At 73.3% G+C, this 16,652-nt stretch carries 10 protein-coding genes and 1 pseudogene; 6 read left to right on the forward strand and 5 right to left on the reverse strand.

Annotation, left to right across the window (positions count from 1 at the left end; all coding sequences use genetic code 11):
- The first annotated feature begins 290 nt into the window (after window positions 1-290).
- Entirely contained in the window at window positions 291-2,747 is a 2,457-nt protein-coding gene (gene pcrA, locus LIU39_RS28175; RefSeq protein ID WP_227049728.1) for a DNA helicase PcrA, read from the forward strand.
- A 61-nt stretch (window positions 2,748-2,808) separates the two neighbouring features.
- On the opposite strand, the gene LIU39_RS28180 is transcribed toward pcrA, so the two are convergent.
- Together LIU39_RS28180 and LIU39_RS28185 are read right to left on the reverse strand one after the other, a co-directional pair.
- Window positions 2,809-4,464, reverse strand: a complete 1,656-nt coding sequence (locus LIU39_RS28180) for a M23 family metallopeptidase (protein ID WP_227049729.1) — start codon at window positions 4,462-4,464, stop codon at window positions 2,809-2,811.
- A gap of 260 nt (window positions 4,465-4,724) precedes the next feature.
- Window positions 4,725-5,537: an alpha/beta fold hydrolase gene (locus tag LIU39_RS28185; protein ID WP_227049730.1), complete on the reverse strand. Its 813-nt coding sequence runs from the start codon at window positions 5,535-5,537 to the stop codon at window positions 4,725-4,727.
- Window positions 5,538-5,955: 418 nt separating this feature from the next.
- Between LIU39_RS28185 and LIU39_RS28190 the strand changes: the two genes are divergently transcribed.
- Window positions 5,956-6,414, forward strand: a complete 459-nt coding sequence (locus LIU39_RS28190) for a cobalamin B12-binding domain-containing protein (protein ID WP_227049731.1) — start codon at window positions 5,956-5,958, stop codon at window positions 6,412-6,414.
- Between the two features lie 108 nt (window positions 6,415-6,522).
- Here LIU39_RS28190 and LIU39_RS28195 read toward each other — a convergent pair whose 3' ends face one another.
- Together LIU39_RS28195 and LIU39_RS28200 are read right to left on the reverse strand one after the other, a co-directional pair.
- Window positions 6,523-8,316, reverse strand: a complete 1,794-nt coding sequence (locus LIU39_RS28195) for a DUF5691 domain-containing protein (protein ID WP_227049732.1) — start codon at window positions 8,314-8,316, stop codon at window positions 6,523-6,525.
- Window positions 8,317-8,465: 149 nt separating this feature from the next.
- Window positions 8,466-9,815, reverse strand: a complete 1,350-nt coding sequence (locus LIU39_RS28200; RefSeq protein ID WP_227049733.1) for an SWIM zinc finger family protein — start codon at window positions 9,813-9,815, stop codon at window positions 8,466-8,468.
- 168 nt (window positions 9,816-9,983) lie between these two features.
- On the opposite strand from LIU39_RS28200, the gene LIU39_RS28205 reads away from it, so the two are divergent.
- From LIU39_RS28205 to LIU39_RS28215, 3 genes are all read left to right on the forward strand, one after another.
- On the forward strand, window positions 9,984-11,117 hold the full coding sequence (locus LIU39_RS28205) for an ATP-binding protein (RefSeq protein WP_227049734.1): 1,134 nt from the start codon (window positions 9,984-9,986) through the stop codon (window positions 11,115-11,117).
- Window positions 11,114-13,636, forward strand: a complete 2,523-nt coding sequence (locus tag LIU39_RS28210) for a DUF5682 family protein (protein WP_227049735.1) — start codon at window positions 11,114-11,116, stop codon at window positions 13,634-13,636. Before LIU39_RS28205 ends, LIU39_RS28210 begins: the two co-directional genes overlap by 4 nt.
- Window positions 13,637-13,773: 137 nt before the next feature.
- Complete coding sequence (locus tag LIU39_RS28215; RefSeq protein ID WP_227049741.1) at window positions 13,774-14,901, forward strand: VWA domain-containing protein; 1,128 nt, start codon at window positions 13,774-13,776, stop codon at window positions 14,899-14,901.
- A gap of 460 nt (window positions 14,902-15,361) precedes the next feature.
- Here the strand turns inward: LIU39_RS28215 and LIU39_RS28220 are convergent, their stop codons facing one another.
- Entirely contained in the window at window positions 15,362-15,622 is a 261-nt protein-coding gene (locus LIU39_RS28220) for a hypothetical protein (protein WP_227049736.1), read from the reverse strand.
- A 640-nt stretch (window positions 15,623-16,262) separates the two neighbouring features.
- Between LIU39_RS28220 and LIU39_RS28225 the strand changes: the two are divergent.
- A pseudogene (locus LIU39_RS28225) lies at window positions 16,263-16,652 on the forward strand (hypothetical protein); the annotation flags it as partial.

Consider the following 16,652-nt stretch of genomic DNA (forward strand, 5'->3'; position numbering starts at 1 on the left):
CCGAAACCTTTTTGTGACCTGAAGGTGAGGCGATGGTGATTGCGCGGGATGTCGGTTTCGGGCAGTGCCGGGACGTCCCCGGACGGCTCGTAGGAAACCGGCCCCGGGCGGCCGCGTGAAGACGCCCCGGTACGGCGTCCCCGGTGTCTCTGTGCGATACCACCGGACGGCTCCTGTGAAGACGGCTCCACGTCTCCGGGACGGTTCCTGCACGCCCGGGACGCTTCACGTCAGGCCGTTCCCGGACTTCGGGACCGGATGTCAGTGGGGCCGCCTAGACTCGGTGGGCGATGAGCAGCCTCTTTGACGACAGCTTCCTGGCGGATCTCGGCCCGAAGGGCGAGCACCCCCCGCCCCCTCCCGAGGACGAGCACGGCCCGGCCCCGGAGGAGGTCCCGCACGACCTCTTCGACGGGAAGTTCGACGCACCCGTGCCCCGGGAGGCGTACTACCGCGACGGCGCCGCCCGCCCGGCGGTCGACCCTGCCGCCCTCCTGGAGGGGCTCAACGACGCCCAGAAGGCGGCCGTGGTGCACACCGGCAGCCCGCTGCTGATCGTCGCGGGCGCCGGATCCGGCAAGACCCGGGTACTCACCCACCGCATCGCGCACCTGCTCGGCGCGCGCGGCGTGCACCCCGGCCAGATCCTCGCGATCACCTTCACCAACAAGGCCGCGGGCGAGATGAAGGAGCGCGTCGAAGAACTGGTCGGCCCGCGGGCGAACGCCATGTGGGTCTCCACCTTCCACAGCGCCTGCGTCCGCATCCTGCGCCGCGAGTCCAAGCAGCTCGGCTTCACCTCGTCGTTCTCGATCTACGACGCCGCCGACTCGAAGCGCCTGATGGCCCTGGTCTGCCGCGATCTGGACCTCGACCCCAAGCGCTTCCCGCCCAAGTCCTTCAGCGCCAAGGTCTCCAACCTCAAGAACGAGCTCATCGACGAGGAGACCTTCGCGGGGACGGCTGCCGACGGGTTCGAGAAGACCCTGGCCGAGGCGTACGCGATGTACCAGGCGCGGCTGCGCGAGGCCAACGCCCTGGACTTCGACGACATCATCATGACGACCGTCAACCTCCTCCAGGCGTTCCCCGACGTCGCGGCGCACTACCGCCGCCGCTTCCGGCACGTCATGGTCGACGAGTACCAGGACACCAACCACGCGCAGTACACCCTCGTACGCGAACTGGTCGGCCCGCCCGAGTCCGCCGCCGAGCTGTGCGTCGTCGGCGACGCCGATCAGTCGATCTACGCCTTCCGCGGTGCCACGATCCGCAACATCCTCCAGTTCGAGGAGGACTATCCCAACGCCACGACGATCCTCCTGGAGCAGAACTACCGCTCCACGCAGACGATCCTCAGCGCCGCCAACGCCGTCATCGAACGCAATGAGAACCGCCGCCCCAAGAACCTCTGGACGCAAGCCGGCGAGGGGCCCCGGATCACCGGCTACGTCGCCGACACCGAGCACGACGAAGCACAGTTCGTCGCCGACGAGATCGACCGGCTGACGGACGCGGGCGACGCCAGGGCCGGCGACGTCGCCGTCTTCTACCGCACCAACGCCCAGTCCCGTGTCTTCGAAGAGATCCTCATCCGGGTCGGGCTGCCCTACAAGGTCGTCGGCGGCGTCCGCTTCTACGAGCGCAAGGAGGTCCGCGACGTCCTCGCGTACCTGCGCGTGCTCTCCAACCCCGAGGACACCGTCCCGCTGCGCCGGATCCTCAACGTCCCCAAGCGCGGCATCGGCGACCGCGCCGAGGCGATGATCGACGCCCTGTCGCTGCGCGAGAAGATCAGCTTCCCGCAGGCCCTGCGCCGGGTCGACGAGGCGTACGGTATGGCCGCCCGCTCGGCCAACGCCGTCCGGCGCTTCAACACGCTGATGGAAGAGCTGCGCACGATCGTCGAATCCGGCGCGGGCCCGGCCACCGTCCTGGAAGCGGTCCTGGAGCGCACCGGCTACCTCGCCGAACTCCAGACCTCCACCGACCCGCAGGACGAGACCCGGATCGAGAACCTCCAGGAACTCGCCGCCGTGGCCCTGGAGTTCGAGCAGGACCGCGGCGAGGACGATCCGGGCACGCTCGCCGACTTCCTGGAGCAGGTCGCGCTGGTCGCCGACTCCGACCAGATCCCCGACGAGGAGGAGGACGGCAGCGGCGTCATCACCCTGATGACCCTGCACACCGCCAAGGGCCTGGAGTTCCCCGTCGTCTTCCTGACCGGCATGGAGGACGGCGTCTTCCCGCACATGCGCTCGCTGGGCCAGACCAAGGAGCTGGAGGAGGAGCGCCGGCTGGCGTATGTGGGCATCACCCGCGCCCGCGAGCGGCTCTACCTCACCCGCTCGACGATGCGCAGCGCCTGGGGCCAGCCCTCGTACAACCCGCCCTCGCGGTTCCTGGAGGAGATCCCGGAGGCGTACGTCGACTGGAAGCGCCTCGGGCCCGCGACACCGTCCGCCACGATGGGCGGGCTGTCATCCGGCGGCGGCATCGGCTCCGGGATCGGCTCCGGCTTCTCGTCGTCGCGTGCCAAGGGCCCGAGCGGATTCGCGACCCGACGCTCCTCCGACCGGCAGGTCGTCGCGCTGGCCGTCGGCGACCGCGTCACCCACGACAGCTTCGGCCTCGGCACGGTCGTGGGTGTCAAGGGCAGCGGCGACAACGCCGAGGCGACGATCGACTTCGGCGGCGAGAAGCCGAAGCGGCTGCTGCTGCGGTACGCGCCGGTGCAGAAGCTCTAGGGCGCTTGGCGACGGTCCCGCCGTCCCGCCGCCGTCAGGGCGTCGGGCCGTGCGGGGCCGGTCAGTTCGGGTTGAGGCCGTGGCTGTGCAGCCAGGGCAGCGGGTCGATCGGCGAACCGCCCCCGGGGCGCACCTCGAAGTGCATGTGCGGTCCGGTGGAGTTGCCGGAGCTGCCGGAGTACGCGATCTGATCGCCGGCCTTGACCGACCCGGAGCGGACCTTGGTGCTGCTGAGGTGGCAGTACCAGGTCTCGGTGCCGTCGGGCGCCGTCACGATCGCCATGTTGCCGTACGCGGAGTTCCACTGCGTGCGCACGGTGCCGTCGGTCGCGGCCATGACGGGGGTGCCGTAGCTGACCGGGAAGTCGATGCCGGTGTGCACGGACATCCAGTTGACACCGGCCTGGCCGTAGAGAGCGCTGAGCCCGTGCTGCTTGACCGGCAGCAGGAACTTCGGGCGTTCGGCCTCCTTGCGCTTCGCCTCCTTCACCTTGCGTTCCTTCTCGGCGGCCTGCCGCTCCTTGAGGTCGATCCGCTCCTGGGTGCGGCTCGCCCGGTCGGCGAAGTCGTCGGCGCCCGCGCTGAGTCCGGCGAGCTGGGTGTCGAGCTTGTTGTTCGCCGCGGACGGTTTGACACTGCCGGCATCCGGCGCGCCCTGGGTGGCCGCCTCGTCCTTCTCGTCCCCGCCGAAACCGCCGACGGCAGCCGCGGCGACGGCGCAGACACCCATCGCGGCGACCGACGGCACGGCGACGGTCAGCAGCGCCGACCGCTTGGCCGTGCGGCGGCGGCCCCGGCCGCGGACGGCCTTGGGGCCCTCAGGAGTGTCCGCCGCGACTGCGGTGACGACCGGAGTGGCCTGGGTCAACGCCTCGGCCATCGCGGCCGATCCGCCGCGCGGGCGCCCGGCGGGCGCGGGCGGTCCGGAGTCGGCCTGCGGCGGGCCCGCCTGGGCCGGGATGGTCGCGGTCGGCGCCTGGTCCACCGTCGGCCACACCGCGGTGGCGTCATGGCCGACGGCCTCCTGGACGGCGGTGGCCTCGTAGCCGCCGGTTCCGTAGGCGGTGCCGTGGTCGTAGCGGACCTCGTCGGCGCCCGGCGTGCCGTACGCGCCGGTGCCGAGGTCGTCGTCGCCGTAGGCGCCGGTGTCGTAGGCGCCCGTGTCGTACGTCCCGGTGCCGTATGCCGCAGGGCCGGTGGCGGCCTGATAGGCGCCGGTTTCCTGGCCGTTGGGGTGGTAGCCCGGTGCCGCGTAGCCGTGGGTGTCGTGGCCCGGTGCCTCGTAGGCGGTGTGGGCGTACGGGTCGTAGCCGCCCGGCTGCGCGCCGTACGCGTCGTTGCCGTAGGCACCGGTGTCGTAGGCGCCCGTGCCGTACGTCCCGGTGTCGTAGGACGTGGCGGGGAACGAGCCGGTGTCGTACGCGCCCGCCGGGTAGCCGCCGGTGGCGTCGGATCCGTAGGGGGCCGTTCCCGGGCCGACGCCGTGCTGAGCCGTGCCGTACGAGCCGGTGGCGTACGGGTCGGCGCCGTACTGGCCGGTGTCGTACGCGCCGGGGAGGGAGCCGAAGAGCGGGTCGCCGCCGCCGTATTCGGCGCAGCCGTTCGCGGCAACGGTGTGCTGCTGTCCGTAGGAGTCGTAGGCCGGATAGTGCGCATACGAGGCGTCCGGAGCGGGACCGGTCGGAAGGGGAGTCTCCGACGGGTGACGGTCGTTCACCACCAGCTTCTCTTTCGCCTCGGCAGCAGGAGAATTAGCGGCGACTGTACCCGGCGGTACACGACGGCGACAATCTTCCACGGGTTTCGGGCTCGGCGAGACCGGGCATTTGGCTGCCTTTCGGAGGTGCGGGCGCCCGCTCTTGGCGTCGCGTTCGAGGCTCGTTCGACGTCAACGCCGCATCAGGCCACCGAAAGGCCGTCGATAGGCCGCCAACAGGTCACCGGCAGGCTGCCTTTGCCTGCCGAAGGGCATCTGATTCAGGCCACCGAAATGACATCTATGGCGTGATCGGGCTCTTCTCTTACGGTCAAAGCCTCATGTATTCCGGCAGTCACCCCGGCATTGACCGGTAGCGCGAGATGTCCGACACCGGAGATCTGCACGTTGTACGCGATCAAATCCGGGTGATCGATTCGCGCCGTGGCGGGCGGCACCATGATCTGGTCCTGATCACTCCAAAACGCAACGAATTGGGTCGGGCAATTCGGCGCCGGAAGCGCCAACTCCGTGATCACCGTGGAATCCGGGCGCAACTGACGTACGAGGGGGTGCGCCGACATCAGCGGCGCGACGCGGGTGCCGGAGTGCGGGGTGCCGAGGGTGACGACGGTGCGCACGCGGGCGGCGCCGCCCAGGCGCTGCACGTAATACCGGGCGATCAGCCCGCCGAGACTGTGCCCCACGATGTCCACCCGCGGCTGCCCGGTCCGAGCGCAGACCTCTTCCACGTGCCGGCCCAGCAGCTCGGCCGCCTTGCGCAGATCCCGGGTCAGCGGCGAGTAGTTCAGCGCTTCGACGTGCCGTGGGCCCCGGCGGCGCAGCGAGCGGCGCAGGAGAACGAAGACGGAGCGGTTGTCGATGAAGCCGTGGAGGAGGAGAACGGGCGGGGGAGCGTGTGCGGGGGGTGCCGGTGAGGAGGGCGTGGGGTGCTCCTGGGTGAGGCCGGTGGGGTAGAGGGCCAGGTGGCCGGCGAGGACCACCAGTTCCGTCAGCGCGCTGCGCAGTGAGAGGGCGTGCGGACGGAGCAGACGGCAGAGATCCGGTGTGGTGAGAAAAGGCGTGGCAGCCATGGCCGACCTCCCGAACGGCAGGGGAGGCTGCGTGCCCCCGTATGCCCTTGTGGGAAGCCGCGTGTGAAGTGGTGAGCCTGTGGTGCGTGTGCCCTGGCGGGTGCGCGTGCCCGGTGGTGCGACCGCGCGGCTCGGCGGCGCGGAGGCGGAACGGTGCGGAGGCTCGGCTGCGACTTCCCTTGCGCCGCCCCGCGAGGGCTCCGCCGCCCGGCCCCGGCGTGAAGTCCCGCGGAACACGGCGCGTGGCGAACGTGTCCCGTGTGTGATTTCCCCCTCCCTGCATGTCACGAAACGGCGGGGTACGGGATGCTGGCGATAACGTTCGTTCACTCGTGGCCGCCGGATCGGGCGGCCACGCGATCGATTGTCGGCTCGGCGGCACCGCCCAACGGGTGCCGTGCATGGCTTGGAGGCAGTTATGGGTGTGGCGCGGCATGACGGAACGCAAGCGGGCGGCCAGGGCTCGGCCGGTACGGCGGGGCCGATCCGTGTCGTGGTGGCCAAGCCGGGTCTCGACGGTCACGACCGGGGCGCCAAGGTCATCGCACGGGCCCTGCGGGACGCCGGCATGGAGGTCATCTACACCGGCCTGCACCAGACTCCGGAGCAGATCGTCGACACCGCGATCCAGGAGGACGCGGACGCCATCGGCCTGTCGATCCTGTCCGGCGCCCACAACACGCTCTTCGCCAAGGTCATCGAGCTGCTCAAGGAGCGCGATGCGGACGACATCAAGGTCTTCGGCGGCGGCATCATCCCCGAGGCGGACATCGCCCCGCTGAAGGAGCTGGGCGTCGCGGAGATCTTCACCCCCGGCGCCACGACGGCCTCGATCGTCGAGTGGGTGACCGCGAACGTCCGCTCGCTCGCGGTGTGAGACCCGGGCAGCCCGCCACGCCGGCGGCCGGTGCCCGACGGGCGCCCGCCGGCCTGCCGCTGCCCCTGCCCGCCAACGGGCGGCCACCTTCGGCCTCCTCATCGGCCGCTACCCGGCCGCGCCGGTGGCCGCGCCCGACAGGCGGTCGGCCCCGGACGGAGCCACGAGGCGGGCGGAGGCGGCCAGTTCGGCGTGCATGGTGGCGCGCAGGCGCAGGGTGCCGACCAGGCGCTGGAACGCCTCGGACCAGTAGCCGCCGGAGCCCGGTGAGGCGCCTTCCGGCTCGTCCGTGACCGCCGTGAGCATCTCCAGCCGGTCCGCGGCCGCCGGATCGAGGCAGCGCTCGGCCAGCCCCATCACTCCGCTGAAACTCCACGGGTAACTGCCCGCATCCCGAGCGATGTCCAGCGCGTCGACGACCGCTCCGCCCAGCGGCTCGGCCCAGGGGACGGCACAGACACCGAGCATCCGGAACGCGTCGGCCAGGCCGTGTGCCGCGATGAACTCCGCCACCCACTGCGCCCGTTCCGGCTCCGGGAGCACGGCCAGCAGCTTCGCCGGATCACGCGACGAGCCGCCTGCTCCGGTTTCGGCGCCCTGGAGCGGGGCGGCGGGGGTGCCCAGCAGCGCCCGCGCCCACGGGGCGTCCCGCTGGCGCACCGCCGCCCGGCACCAGGCGTCGTGCAGCTCGGTGCGTCGGCCGTCGGCCACCGGCAGGGCGGTGATCGCCGCCGGCTCCCGGCCCCCGAACCGCTCGGCCCACCCGCCCAGCGGCGCCGCTTCCACCAACTGCCCGAACCACCAGGACCGTTCACCGCGCCCGGACGGCGCTTTGGCCACGACGCCGTCGCGCTGCATCCCCGCGTCGCACTCGTGCGGCGCCTCGACGACGATCGTTGGTGTGGAGGGGGCCGCCGGGGCGTCGGATGCCGACGGGGTGGCCGTGCGGTCCAGGGCGACGCAGCTGCGGGCGCGGACGGCCATCCTGGTGGCGAGCGCGGAGCCGGGCAGCGCGGACAGCAGTTCGGCGGCCGTGGCACGGACATTGCGGCTGCGGTCGGACAGCGCCTGCTCCAGGAACGCCTCGTCGGCCGGGGACAGCCCCTGGCGCAGCGCGTCGAGGAACATCAGCCGGTCCTCCGCACGCTCGGCCTGCCAGGTGCGGGACAGCAGCTCCCGGCCCGCGTCCGGAGTACGGCGGCGGAGCGCCGCCAGGACGGCGATCCGTTCCGCGAACAGGCCCTCATCCCAGAGGCGTTGGAGGGCCTCGGGATTTTCGGCAGTGTCCGCGCCGGCCGCTCCCGGGTCGCCGCCGATGCCTCGCAGGGCGAACTTCCAGTCGTCGTTGAGCCGCGCCAGCCACCGGGCGCGCGGGCCCGCCAGCGCGAGCGCGGCGGGCCGCAGGTCGGTACGGCCCCGAGCCGCGTCGAGCAGCGCGGGCAGCAGTGCCTCGGGGGCCCGGTAGCCGTGCTCGCCGGCTGCCGTCAGCCATTGGGGGAGCAGTTCCGTGAGGTCGGGGGCGGTGCCGCGGCGGCTGCCTCCGGTACCGCCGCGGTCGGCCAGCAGCAGCGACAGGCGGCGGCGGGCGGCCGGTGGCAGCGGGGGCCGGGGGTCGTCGGGGGCCCGCCGGGGGCGCTCACCGGCCGGTGCGGGGCGCAGGGCGGCGCGGCGGCGGACGGTGCTCAGCGCGGCCGCGTCCAGCAGCCCGGCCGCCCCGGTTGGGCCGCCCCGCCCTGCTGTGGGCGGCGTCCGGCGCTCGGCTCCCAGCAGGGCGGCGCTCACCAGCTCGGGCCAGGGAGGCGTGTCGGCCGGCGGGGGCGTGCTCGCGGGAGGGGCCGTGCCGGTGGTCAAGGGGTCGGTGGTCAACGTGTCGGCTGTGGTGGGGGGTTCGGTGGGTTTCATGGCGGTCCTCCGGGGTGGTGAGAGGGGCCGGGGCGGCACAGGGTGGGCCGGAGCGGGACGGGGCGGTCGGCGGGGTGAAGGTGGGCGTCCTGGGGGCTGGGGGTGACAAGTTGGGGGATGCGGCAGCGCTGGCGCGGTGGTTCGTGGGGTTACAGGGACACCGGGGACGGATCCCAGACGGTCAGTGGGAGGAAGCCGCGGTGGCCGCATTCGCCGAATACCGTTATGGGGGCGCCGCCCGATATCGCGGCCAGCTGCCACCGGCCCGGACGGTCGAGGCACCGCGGATCGAGGGGCAGCGCCGACTCGCCGTCCGCGTCGGCAAGTTGCCACCCTTCGCCGTCCACGCCGGGTATCGGAGTGACGTCCGTCAGGACCACGGGCCAGGAGTCGAGCCAGGGGTCGTGGCGCAGCGCGTCTCCGTAGGCGGCCAGGGCGGCGTCGATGCCGCAGCCCGGCGGGACGGGGCCGGGGGCCGCCGGGGCGTGCCGCTTGCCGAGAGCGGCGCGCAAGGGGCGGGCGCCCGGGTAGTAGGCCAGCTCGGCGTCGAGTACCAGGCCGGGCGGCAGGGCCGGCTCCAGGGGGCGGTGGGCGCCGCCGTAGGAGAGGTGCAGGGCCATCCTTCCGGTCCTGTCGCCCCGCAGATAGATCCGGCGGCTGGCCAACCTGCCGTCATCGCTGTCGTGTTGGGCCAGCACCAGCCAGCGGTCCCGTACCGGCGTGGCGTCCAGCCCGGTCAGGAGGGCGGCGGGCTCGGTCGTCAGGCCGACGCGGGTACGTACCGTCGCGGCGAGCGGCGCCGGGAGGTGGTCGATGCCGAGGAAGCCCTGGTCGAGAAGGTGCAGCAGGGCGCACTCCTCCAGGAGGCGGGCGGGCCAGTCGGGTCCGGAGGCGACGATCGAGCCCAACTCGCGTACCCGGGCGGCAAGTCCGGGGGCCTGGGCGTCGACCATGCGGGCGGCCGTTTCGTCCCAGGAGCCGTAGCCGGCGCCGTCCGTCGAGGCGAGCCCGGAATGGAGCAGATCCTCCAGGCGCTGTTCCAGCTCCGTTGCTCCGGCGCGGATCCGCTGCGTCCGCCGCTCGGCGCGGCGCCCGGCGGCCTCCGGTTCGGCGGGTGCGGGCGACGGCGTGCTGCCGGCCGCGTCCCGCCCGTCCCGCTGCTGCCGGGCGGCCAGCCACTCCGCCGCCCACTGCGGCGGCTCGCCTGCCGCCACCGCGTCCCCGCCGCCCGCCCAGAGCAGCAGCAGCCCCAACGCGTGCTTGCACGGGAATTTCCGGCTGGGGCAACTACAGCTGAAGGCAGGCCCCTTCGTGTCGATCACCGCCTGATACGGGGTCTTGCCGCGGCCCGTGCACCGCCCCCACACCGCACCGTCGCCCGCGCCCGCATCCGACCACGGTCCGGGCCCGGCGAGCTTGCCTCCGGCCGTGCGTGATGCCTCGTCAGGTGCGAGCGCGAGCACCTGATCCGTCGTCCAGCGTTCCCCCTGCGAATTCATGCTCACGACGCTACGGCCCACCACTGACAATCGCCCGGAGAGAGCGGTTAAGTCGCAGGTCAGGGGCGGTTTTTGGAGGCGTTGTCAGTGGTGTGGTGCAGGGTGGGAACCGCAAGCGAACGGCGACATGCGAGGCGCCGGACGCACACCTTGCGATGAGGGGGAGCCATGTCGGAAAACACGGTGCGGGCGGCGGGCGGCGAGGCGCGGGAGACGGTCGGCGCCGAGCCGCTGCGGCCGCACGCGGAAGAGACGTTCGCGGCGGAGCTGGCGGCCCTCGCGGCGGCCGACGACCGGCCGCGGCCGGAGCGCTGGCGGCTCTCGCCGTGGGCGGTGGCGACGTATCTGCTGGGCGGCACCCTCGCGGACGGCACGGTCATCACCCCCAAGTACGTCGGCCCGCGCCGGACCGTCGAGGTCGCGGTGACGACCCTCGCGACGGACCGGGCGCTGCTGCTGCTCGGGGTGCCGGGCACGGCCAAGACCTGGGTGTCCGAGCATCTGGCCGCCGCGGTCAGCGGTGACTCCACCTTGCTCGTACAGGGCACCGCAGGAACGCCGGAGGAGGCGATCCGGTACGGCTGGAACTACGCCCAGCTGCTGGCGAACGGCCCCAGCCGGGAGGCGCTGGTGCCCAGTCCGGTCATGCGGGCGATGGCGCAGGGCATGACCGCGCGGGTCGAGGAGCTGACCCGCATTCCGGCCGACGTCCAGGACACGCTCATCACCGTCCTGTCGGAAAAGACCCTGCCCATACCGGAGTTGGGGCAAGAGGTGCAGGCGGTACGCGGCTTCAACCTGATCGCCACGGCCAACGACCGCGACCGGGGCGTCAACGAACTCTCCAGCGCGCTGCGCCGCCGCTTCAACACCGTCGTCCTGCCCCTGCCGCAGACACCGGACGCCGAGGTGGACATCGTCTCCCGCCGGGTCGAGCAGATCGGCAGGTCGCTGGGCCTGCCGGCCGCGCCCGAGGGACTGGACGAGATCCGCCGGGTCGTCACGGTCTTCCGCGAGCTGCGCGGCGGCGTCACCGCCGACGGGCGGACGAAGGTCAAATCGCCGTCCGGGACGCTCTCCACGGCCGAGGCCATCTCGGTGGTGACCAACGGCCTGGCGCTGGCCACGCACTTCGGGGACGGCGTGCTGCGCCCGGGGGACGTGGCGGCCGGGATCCTGGGCGCCGTCGTGCGCGACCCGGCCGCCGACCGCGTCGTCTGGCAGGAGTACGTGGAGACGGTCGTCCGCGAGCGCGACGGCTGGAAGGACTTCTACCGCGCCTGCCGGGAGGTGAGCGCATGAACGGGACGGAGCCGGTGCTGCTCGGGGTGCGCCATCACGGCCCCGGGTCCGCGCGGGCGGTGCGGGCCGCTCTGGAGCAGTGCGCGCCCGCCGCGGTGCTGATCGAGGGCCCGCCGGAGGCGGACGCGCTGGCTCCGCTGGCCGGACGGCCGGACATGCGGCCCCCCGTCGCCCTGCTGGCCCATGTACGGGACGACCCGGGTCGCGCCGCGTTCTGGCCGCTGGCCGAGTTCTCCCCGGAGTGGGTGGCGCTGCGCTGGGCCCTGGAGCACGACGTCCCGGTCCGCTTCATCGACCTGCCGGCGGCGCACTCCCTGGCCTGGGCGGAGCCCGAACCGGCCACCGGACGCGGCCCGGCCGCGGATGTCGCCCCCGGCCCGGCCGCCGATGCCGTGCCCGGGAGCCCTTCTCCCTCCGGGCTGCACGTCGACCCGATCGGTGTGCTGGCCGAAGCGGCGGGCTACGACGATGCCGAGCGCTGGTGGGAGGACGTCGTCGAGCACCGGTCCGCGGACGGCACGGCGGCGGACGCGCTGGCGCCGTTCGCGGCGCTGGCCGAGGCGATGGCCGCGCTGCGCGAGACGTACGGCGACGGCGGGCACGACCGCGATCCCGTGCGCGAGGCCCATATGCGCCTCCGACTGCGGGCGGCCCGGCGGGAGTTCGGGGACGGTGTCGCCGTGGTGTGCGGCGCCTGGCACGTTCCGGCGCTGACCCGCAGGACCACCGTGACGGCCGACCGGCAGCTGCTGAAGGGCCTGCCCAAGGTGAAGGCCGATCTGACCTGGGTGCCGTGGACGCACCGTCGGCTTTCCCGGAGCAGCGGATACGGTGCGGGAATCGCCTCACCGGGCTGGTACGGCCACCTCTTCGGCGCCCCCGACCGGCCCGTCGAACGCTGGATGACCAGGGCCGCCGGGCTGCTGCGGGCCGAGGACTACGCGGTCTCCCCGGCGCACGTCATCGAGGCGGTACGCCTGGCCGAAGGGCTCGCCACGGTGCGCGGACGCCCGCTGGCAGGGCTGGCCGAGACCATGGACGCGATCCGGGCCGTCATGGGCGACGGATCCGACGCGCCGTCCGCGCTGATCCACGACCGGCTGGTCGTGGGGGACGCCCTGGGCGAGGTGCCCGACGAGGCCCCCGCGGTCCCGCTCCAGCGCGACATCGCCCGTACTCGGCGCACGCTGCGGCTCACACCGGAGGCGTCGGCACGGGAGGTCGAACTGGACCTGCGCAAGGAGACGGACGCCGGGCGGAGCCGGCTGCTGCACCGGCTGCGGCTGCTGGGCGTCCCCTGGGGCGAGCCCGTGCATGCCCGCGGCAGTACGGGGACGTTCCGGGAGACCTGGCGGCTGTGCTGGGAACCGGAACTCTCCGTACGCGTCGCCGAGGCCGGCATCTGGGGCACGACCGTGCTCTCCGCCGCCACCGCCAAGGCGGTGGCCGACGCCAATGCCGCCACCGCGCTCGCCGACGTGACCGTACGCGCCGAGAACTGCCTGCTCGCCGGCCTCCCGGACGCGCTGCCCGAGGTGATGCGCGCCCTGGCGGACCGCGCCGCGCTGGACACGGACGTCGGCCGGCTGGCCCAGGCGCTGCCCGCCCTCGTACGGTCCGTGCGCTACGGCGATGTGCGCGGCACGGACGGCGCGGCGCTCCGCGAGGTGGCGACGGGCCTGGCCGAGCGGATCTTCGTCGGGCTGCCGCCGGCCTGCGCGGGTCTTGACGCGGACGGTGCGGCCGCGATGCGCCGCCATCTCGACGCCACCCAGCAGGCCGTGGCGCTCCTGGGACAGCCGGAGAACGCCGCGGCGACCGGCCGCGGCGACCGCACCGTCCCGGGTGACGGGCTGCGGGACCGGTGGGCGCAGGTGCTGCGGACGGTGGCGGAGCGGGACGGTCTGCCGGGGCTGCTGCGGGGCCGGGCGGCGCGGCTGCTGCTGGACGACGGCCGGCTGGGGGAGGGCGGGGTCGAGCGGCTGATGGGGCTCGCCCTGTCGCCGGGCGCCGAGCCCGCCGAAGCGGCGGGCTGGATCGAGGGCTTCGCCGGCGGCGGGGACGGCGGCGGCATCCTGCTGGTGCACGACGAGCGGCTGCTCGCGCTGGTCGACGGCTGGCTGACCCGGGTACCCGCCGCGGCCTTCACGGACGTACTGCCGCTGCTGCGGCGAACGTTCGCCGACTATGACGAGGGCGTACGCCGCACCCTCGGCGAACTCGTCCGCCGCGGCCCCGCGGCCGGCGGGCCAGGACCTGCGGGCAGCGGGCCCGACGACGAGGTGCCGATACCCGGCTTCGGCCCCGGCCTGGACCGGGACCGTGCCGCCGCGGTGCTGCCCACCCTGCACCTGCTGCTCGGAATGGGCCGGGAGGGATGCGATTGCGGACGTGGCCACGGATGTGACCACAGACGTGACCGGGTTCAGGGCCGGGATCGGGGTGGTGACGAGGCGGGCGGGGCAGCGGCCGTGGGTGCCGGGCAACGGAGCAACGAACCTGTGGGGGCGGGGAGATGACGGGGATGACGACGAGCGGGACGGCGGTGGACGGGATGGCGGCGGGCCAGGAGGCCGCCGCGGCCGGGGTGGGCCAGGCTCCGGTCTGCGGAGCGGTCGGCGGCGTGAGTGGTGCGGAGCGGTTGCGGCGCTGGCGGATGGTGCTCGGCGGGGCCGGGGCGGACGGCACCGGGTGCGTGTTGCAGGGGCGGGACGCGGCGATGGACGGTGCGCTCGCCGCGCTCTACGGGCAGGACGGCGGACGGCGGGGGGACGGCGGCGGGGGCCGCACGGCCGGGCTGGGAGCGTCGGCACCCCATGTCGCCCGCTGGCTCGGCGACATCCGTACGTACTTCCCCGCGTCCGTCGTGCAGGTCATGCAGCGGGACGCCATCGACCGGCTCGGCCTGGCCACGCTGTTGCTGGAGCCGGAGATGCTGGAGGCGGTGGAGGCGGACGTGCATCTGGTCGGAACCCTGCTCTCCCTCAACAAGGTGATGCCGGAGACGACCAAGGAGACCGCGCGGGCCGTGGTCCGCAAGGTTGTGGAGCAACTGGAGAAGCGGCTGGCGACCCGGGCCCGCGCCACCCTCGCAGGGGCGCTGGACCGTTCGGCCCGGATCAGCAGGCCGCGCCACCGCGACATCGACTGGGACCGTACGATCCGGGCGAACCTCAAGAACTACCTCCCCGAATACCGCACCGTCGTGCCCGAGCGGCTGGTCGGCCACGGCAGGGCCGCGCAGTCGGTGAAGAAGGAAGTGGTGCTGTGCATCGACCAGTCGGGGTCGATGGCCGCTTCCGTCGTCCACGCCTCGGTGTTCGGCGCGGTACTGGCCTCGATGCGGGCCATCGACACCCGCCTGGTCGTCTTCGACACCGCGGTGGTCGATCTGACCGACCGCATCGAGGACCCGGTCGATGTGCTCTTCGGCACCCAACTGGGCGGCGGCACGGACATCAACCGCGCGCTCGCCTACTGCCAGTCCCGGATCACCCGGCCCGCCGAGACCGTCGTCGTCCTGATCAGCGACCTGTACGAGGGCGGCATCCGGGACGGAATGCTCAAACGGGTCGCCGCGATGAAGGCGTCCGGCGTGCAGTTCGTGTCGCTGCTCGCGCTCTCCGATGAGGGCGCACCGGCCTACGACCGCGAGCACGCCGCGGCCCTCGCGGCCCTGGGAGCACCGGCGTTCGCCTGCACACCCGATCTGTTTCCTGACGTCATGGCGGCCGCAATCGAAAAGCGCCCCCTCGCCATACCGGACATGGCGGAGCAACGGTGACAGGAATGCCGAGAGGTCTTGCGGGCCACCTGACCTGTTGTGCAAGGATCGGCGCATCGCTCGATCACCCGTGACGTGAGCGACACCGCGGCCCTGTGCCGCAGGTGTCCCGTCCCGCTGGGAAGGTCATCCGCCGTGTCTGCTGCGTTCGTCACGCCTGCCGCTGTGCGCCCCGTGCGCGCGGTGAGCGGGGTGCCGGGACGGCGGGCGCCGCTCGCGGGGACTTTCACCGAAGGTCCGTCAACGTGCGTGCGAAGCAACCGAGTTGACGTGGCGGGGCACCGTAGACCGGCCGCCGATGGCGTGCACACCAGACGGTGTGCCGGAGATCGTCAACTTCCCTTCTGAGACGGCGCGTTCTGCGCGTGCGTCAGGACCTGCCGCTGCGGGGGCGGGACAGGTCCGCCCAACCTCGATGCGAAGGATTCTCACCCTCATGCGTCACACCATGCGCCGTTCCCTAGCGGTGGCCGCCGCTGCCGCCGGTCTGCTGGCCCTCGGCGGGACCGCCGCCCAGGCCGCCGGCCACCCCGTCTCCCACCGCTCCGTAGCAGCCGCCGCGGACGGTGAGACCGGCCGGACACCCGTCGAGCCGCCGGTCTCCCGTGACGGCGGTGAAATCGGCCGGACTCCTGTCGAGCCGCCGGTTTCCCGCACCGCGGCCGTCGGCGGCGACGGGCTCGGCACCCCGACGCCCGCCACTCCGGCGCTCCCGGCTCACAAGCTCCCCGGTGGTCCCGCCAGTGACGACGGAACCATCCCGCGGATTCCGTCCCTTCCGACCCTTCCGCGCGTGCCGTCCGTGCCCGGTGTGCCGTCTGTGCCGTCTGTGCCGTCCGTGCCCGGGGTTCCAAGTGTCCCGTCCGTGCCGGGTGTTCCGGCTGTTCCGGGTGTGCCGTCCGTGCACGGACAGGGCGTCTGAGGGAGAGCAACAACGTAACGGTGACGGAGGGTTCGATGCCGGCGCAGACGCGGGATGTGTCCCGCAGGTGACGCCGCGTCCTTCGTTCCGCCGGGGTGGCTGAGTGCCGCCGTCCCGGACAGTCGGGTGGTCCTATGGACAGCCGGGCGGCCCTCTGTGGGGGAGGGGCGCCCGGCCTCGGCGTTTCCGGGGGAGGGGAGTCCAGGCGTCGTGCGTGGCCAGGTGCGCCGCCGGGCTTGGTGGGGGGAACCGAGCGGAAACGAAACGTCTCCGCGTCCCATACCGGACATGGCGGAGGAACGGTGACAGGAGGGCCGGGGGGACTTGCGGGTCACCTGGCCTGTCGTGCAAGGATCAGGGCATCGCTTGAGCACCCGTGACGCGAGTGACACCGAGGCCGTGTGCCCGGGTGTCCCCGTCCTTCTGGGAAGGTCTCCTCTTGTCTGCTGTGTCCGTCGTGCCTGCCGCCGTGCGCCTTCCGCGCACCGTGGCCGCGCGGCGTGCACTGCTCGCGGGGTTCTTCCTGATCGGCTTCGTGGCCCTCGGCTTCGCCTTCGGCCCCGGCGCCCACGCGGACGACCGTACGCAGGGCCTGACCGGGGCCCTCGCCCCGGCTCAGGCCGTGACGGCGCCGCAGGGCGGCCACCGGGCGGGCGCCATTGACGCGGCGTCGCCTGTTGCGGTGTCAGCCGAGGACGCGGCGTCTTCCGACCAGCCGTCGCCGAAGGTCCGGGCAACGCCCGCGGGCCGGGCGTCGGCGCCGACCGTCCCGGCTCCGGCCGAGGCGACGGCACCGGTCCGGGCCGCCACCCGGGCCGGGACGCCGGTG

Origin of the sequence: Streptomyces pinistramenti (assembly GCF_020564935.1) — a bacterium.
Classification (GTDB): domain Bacteria; phylum Actinomycetota; class Actinomycetes; order Streptomycetales; family Streptomycetaceae; genus Streptomyces; species Streptomyces pinistramenti.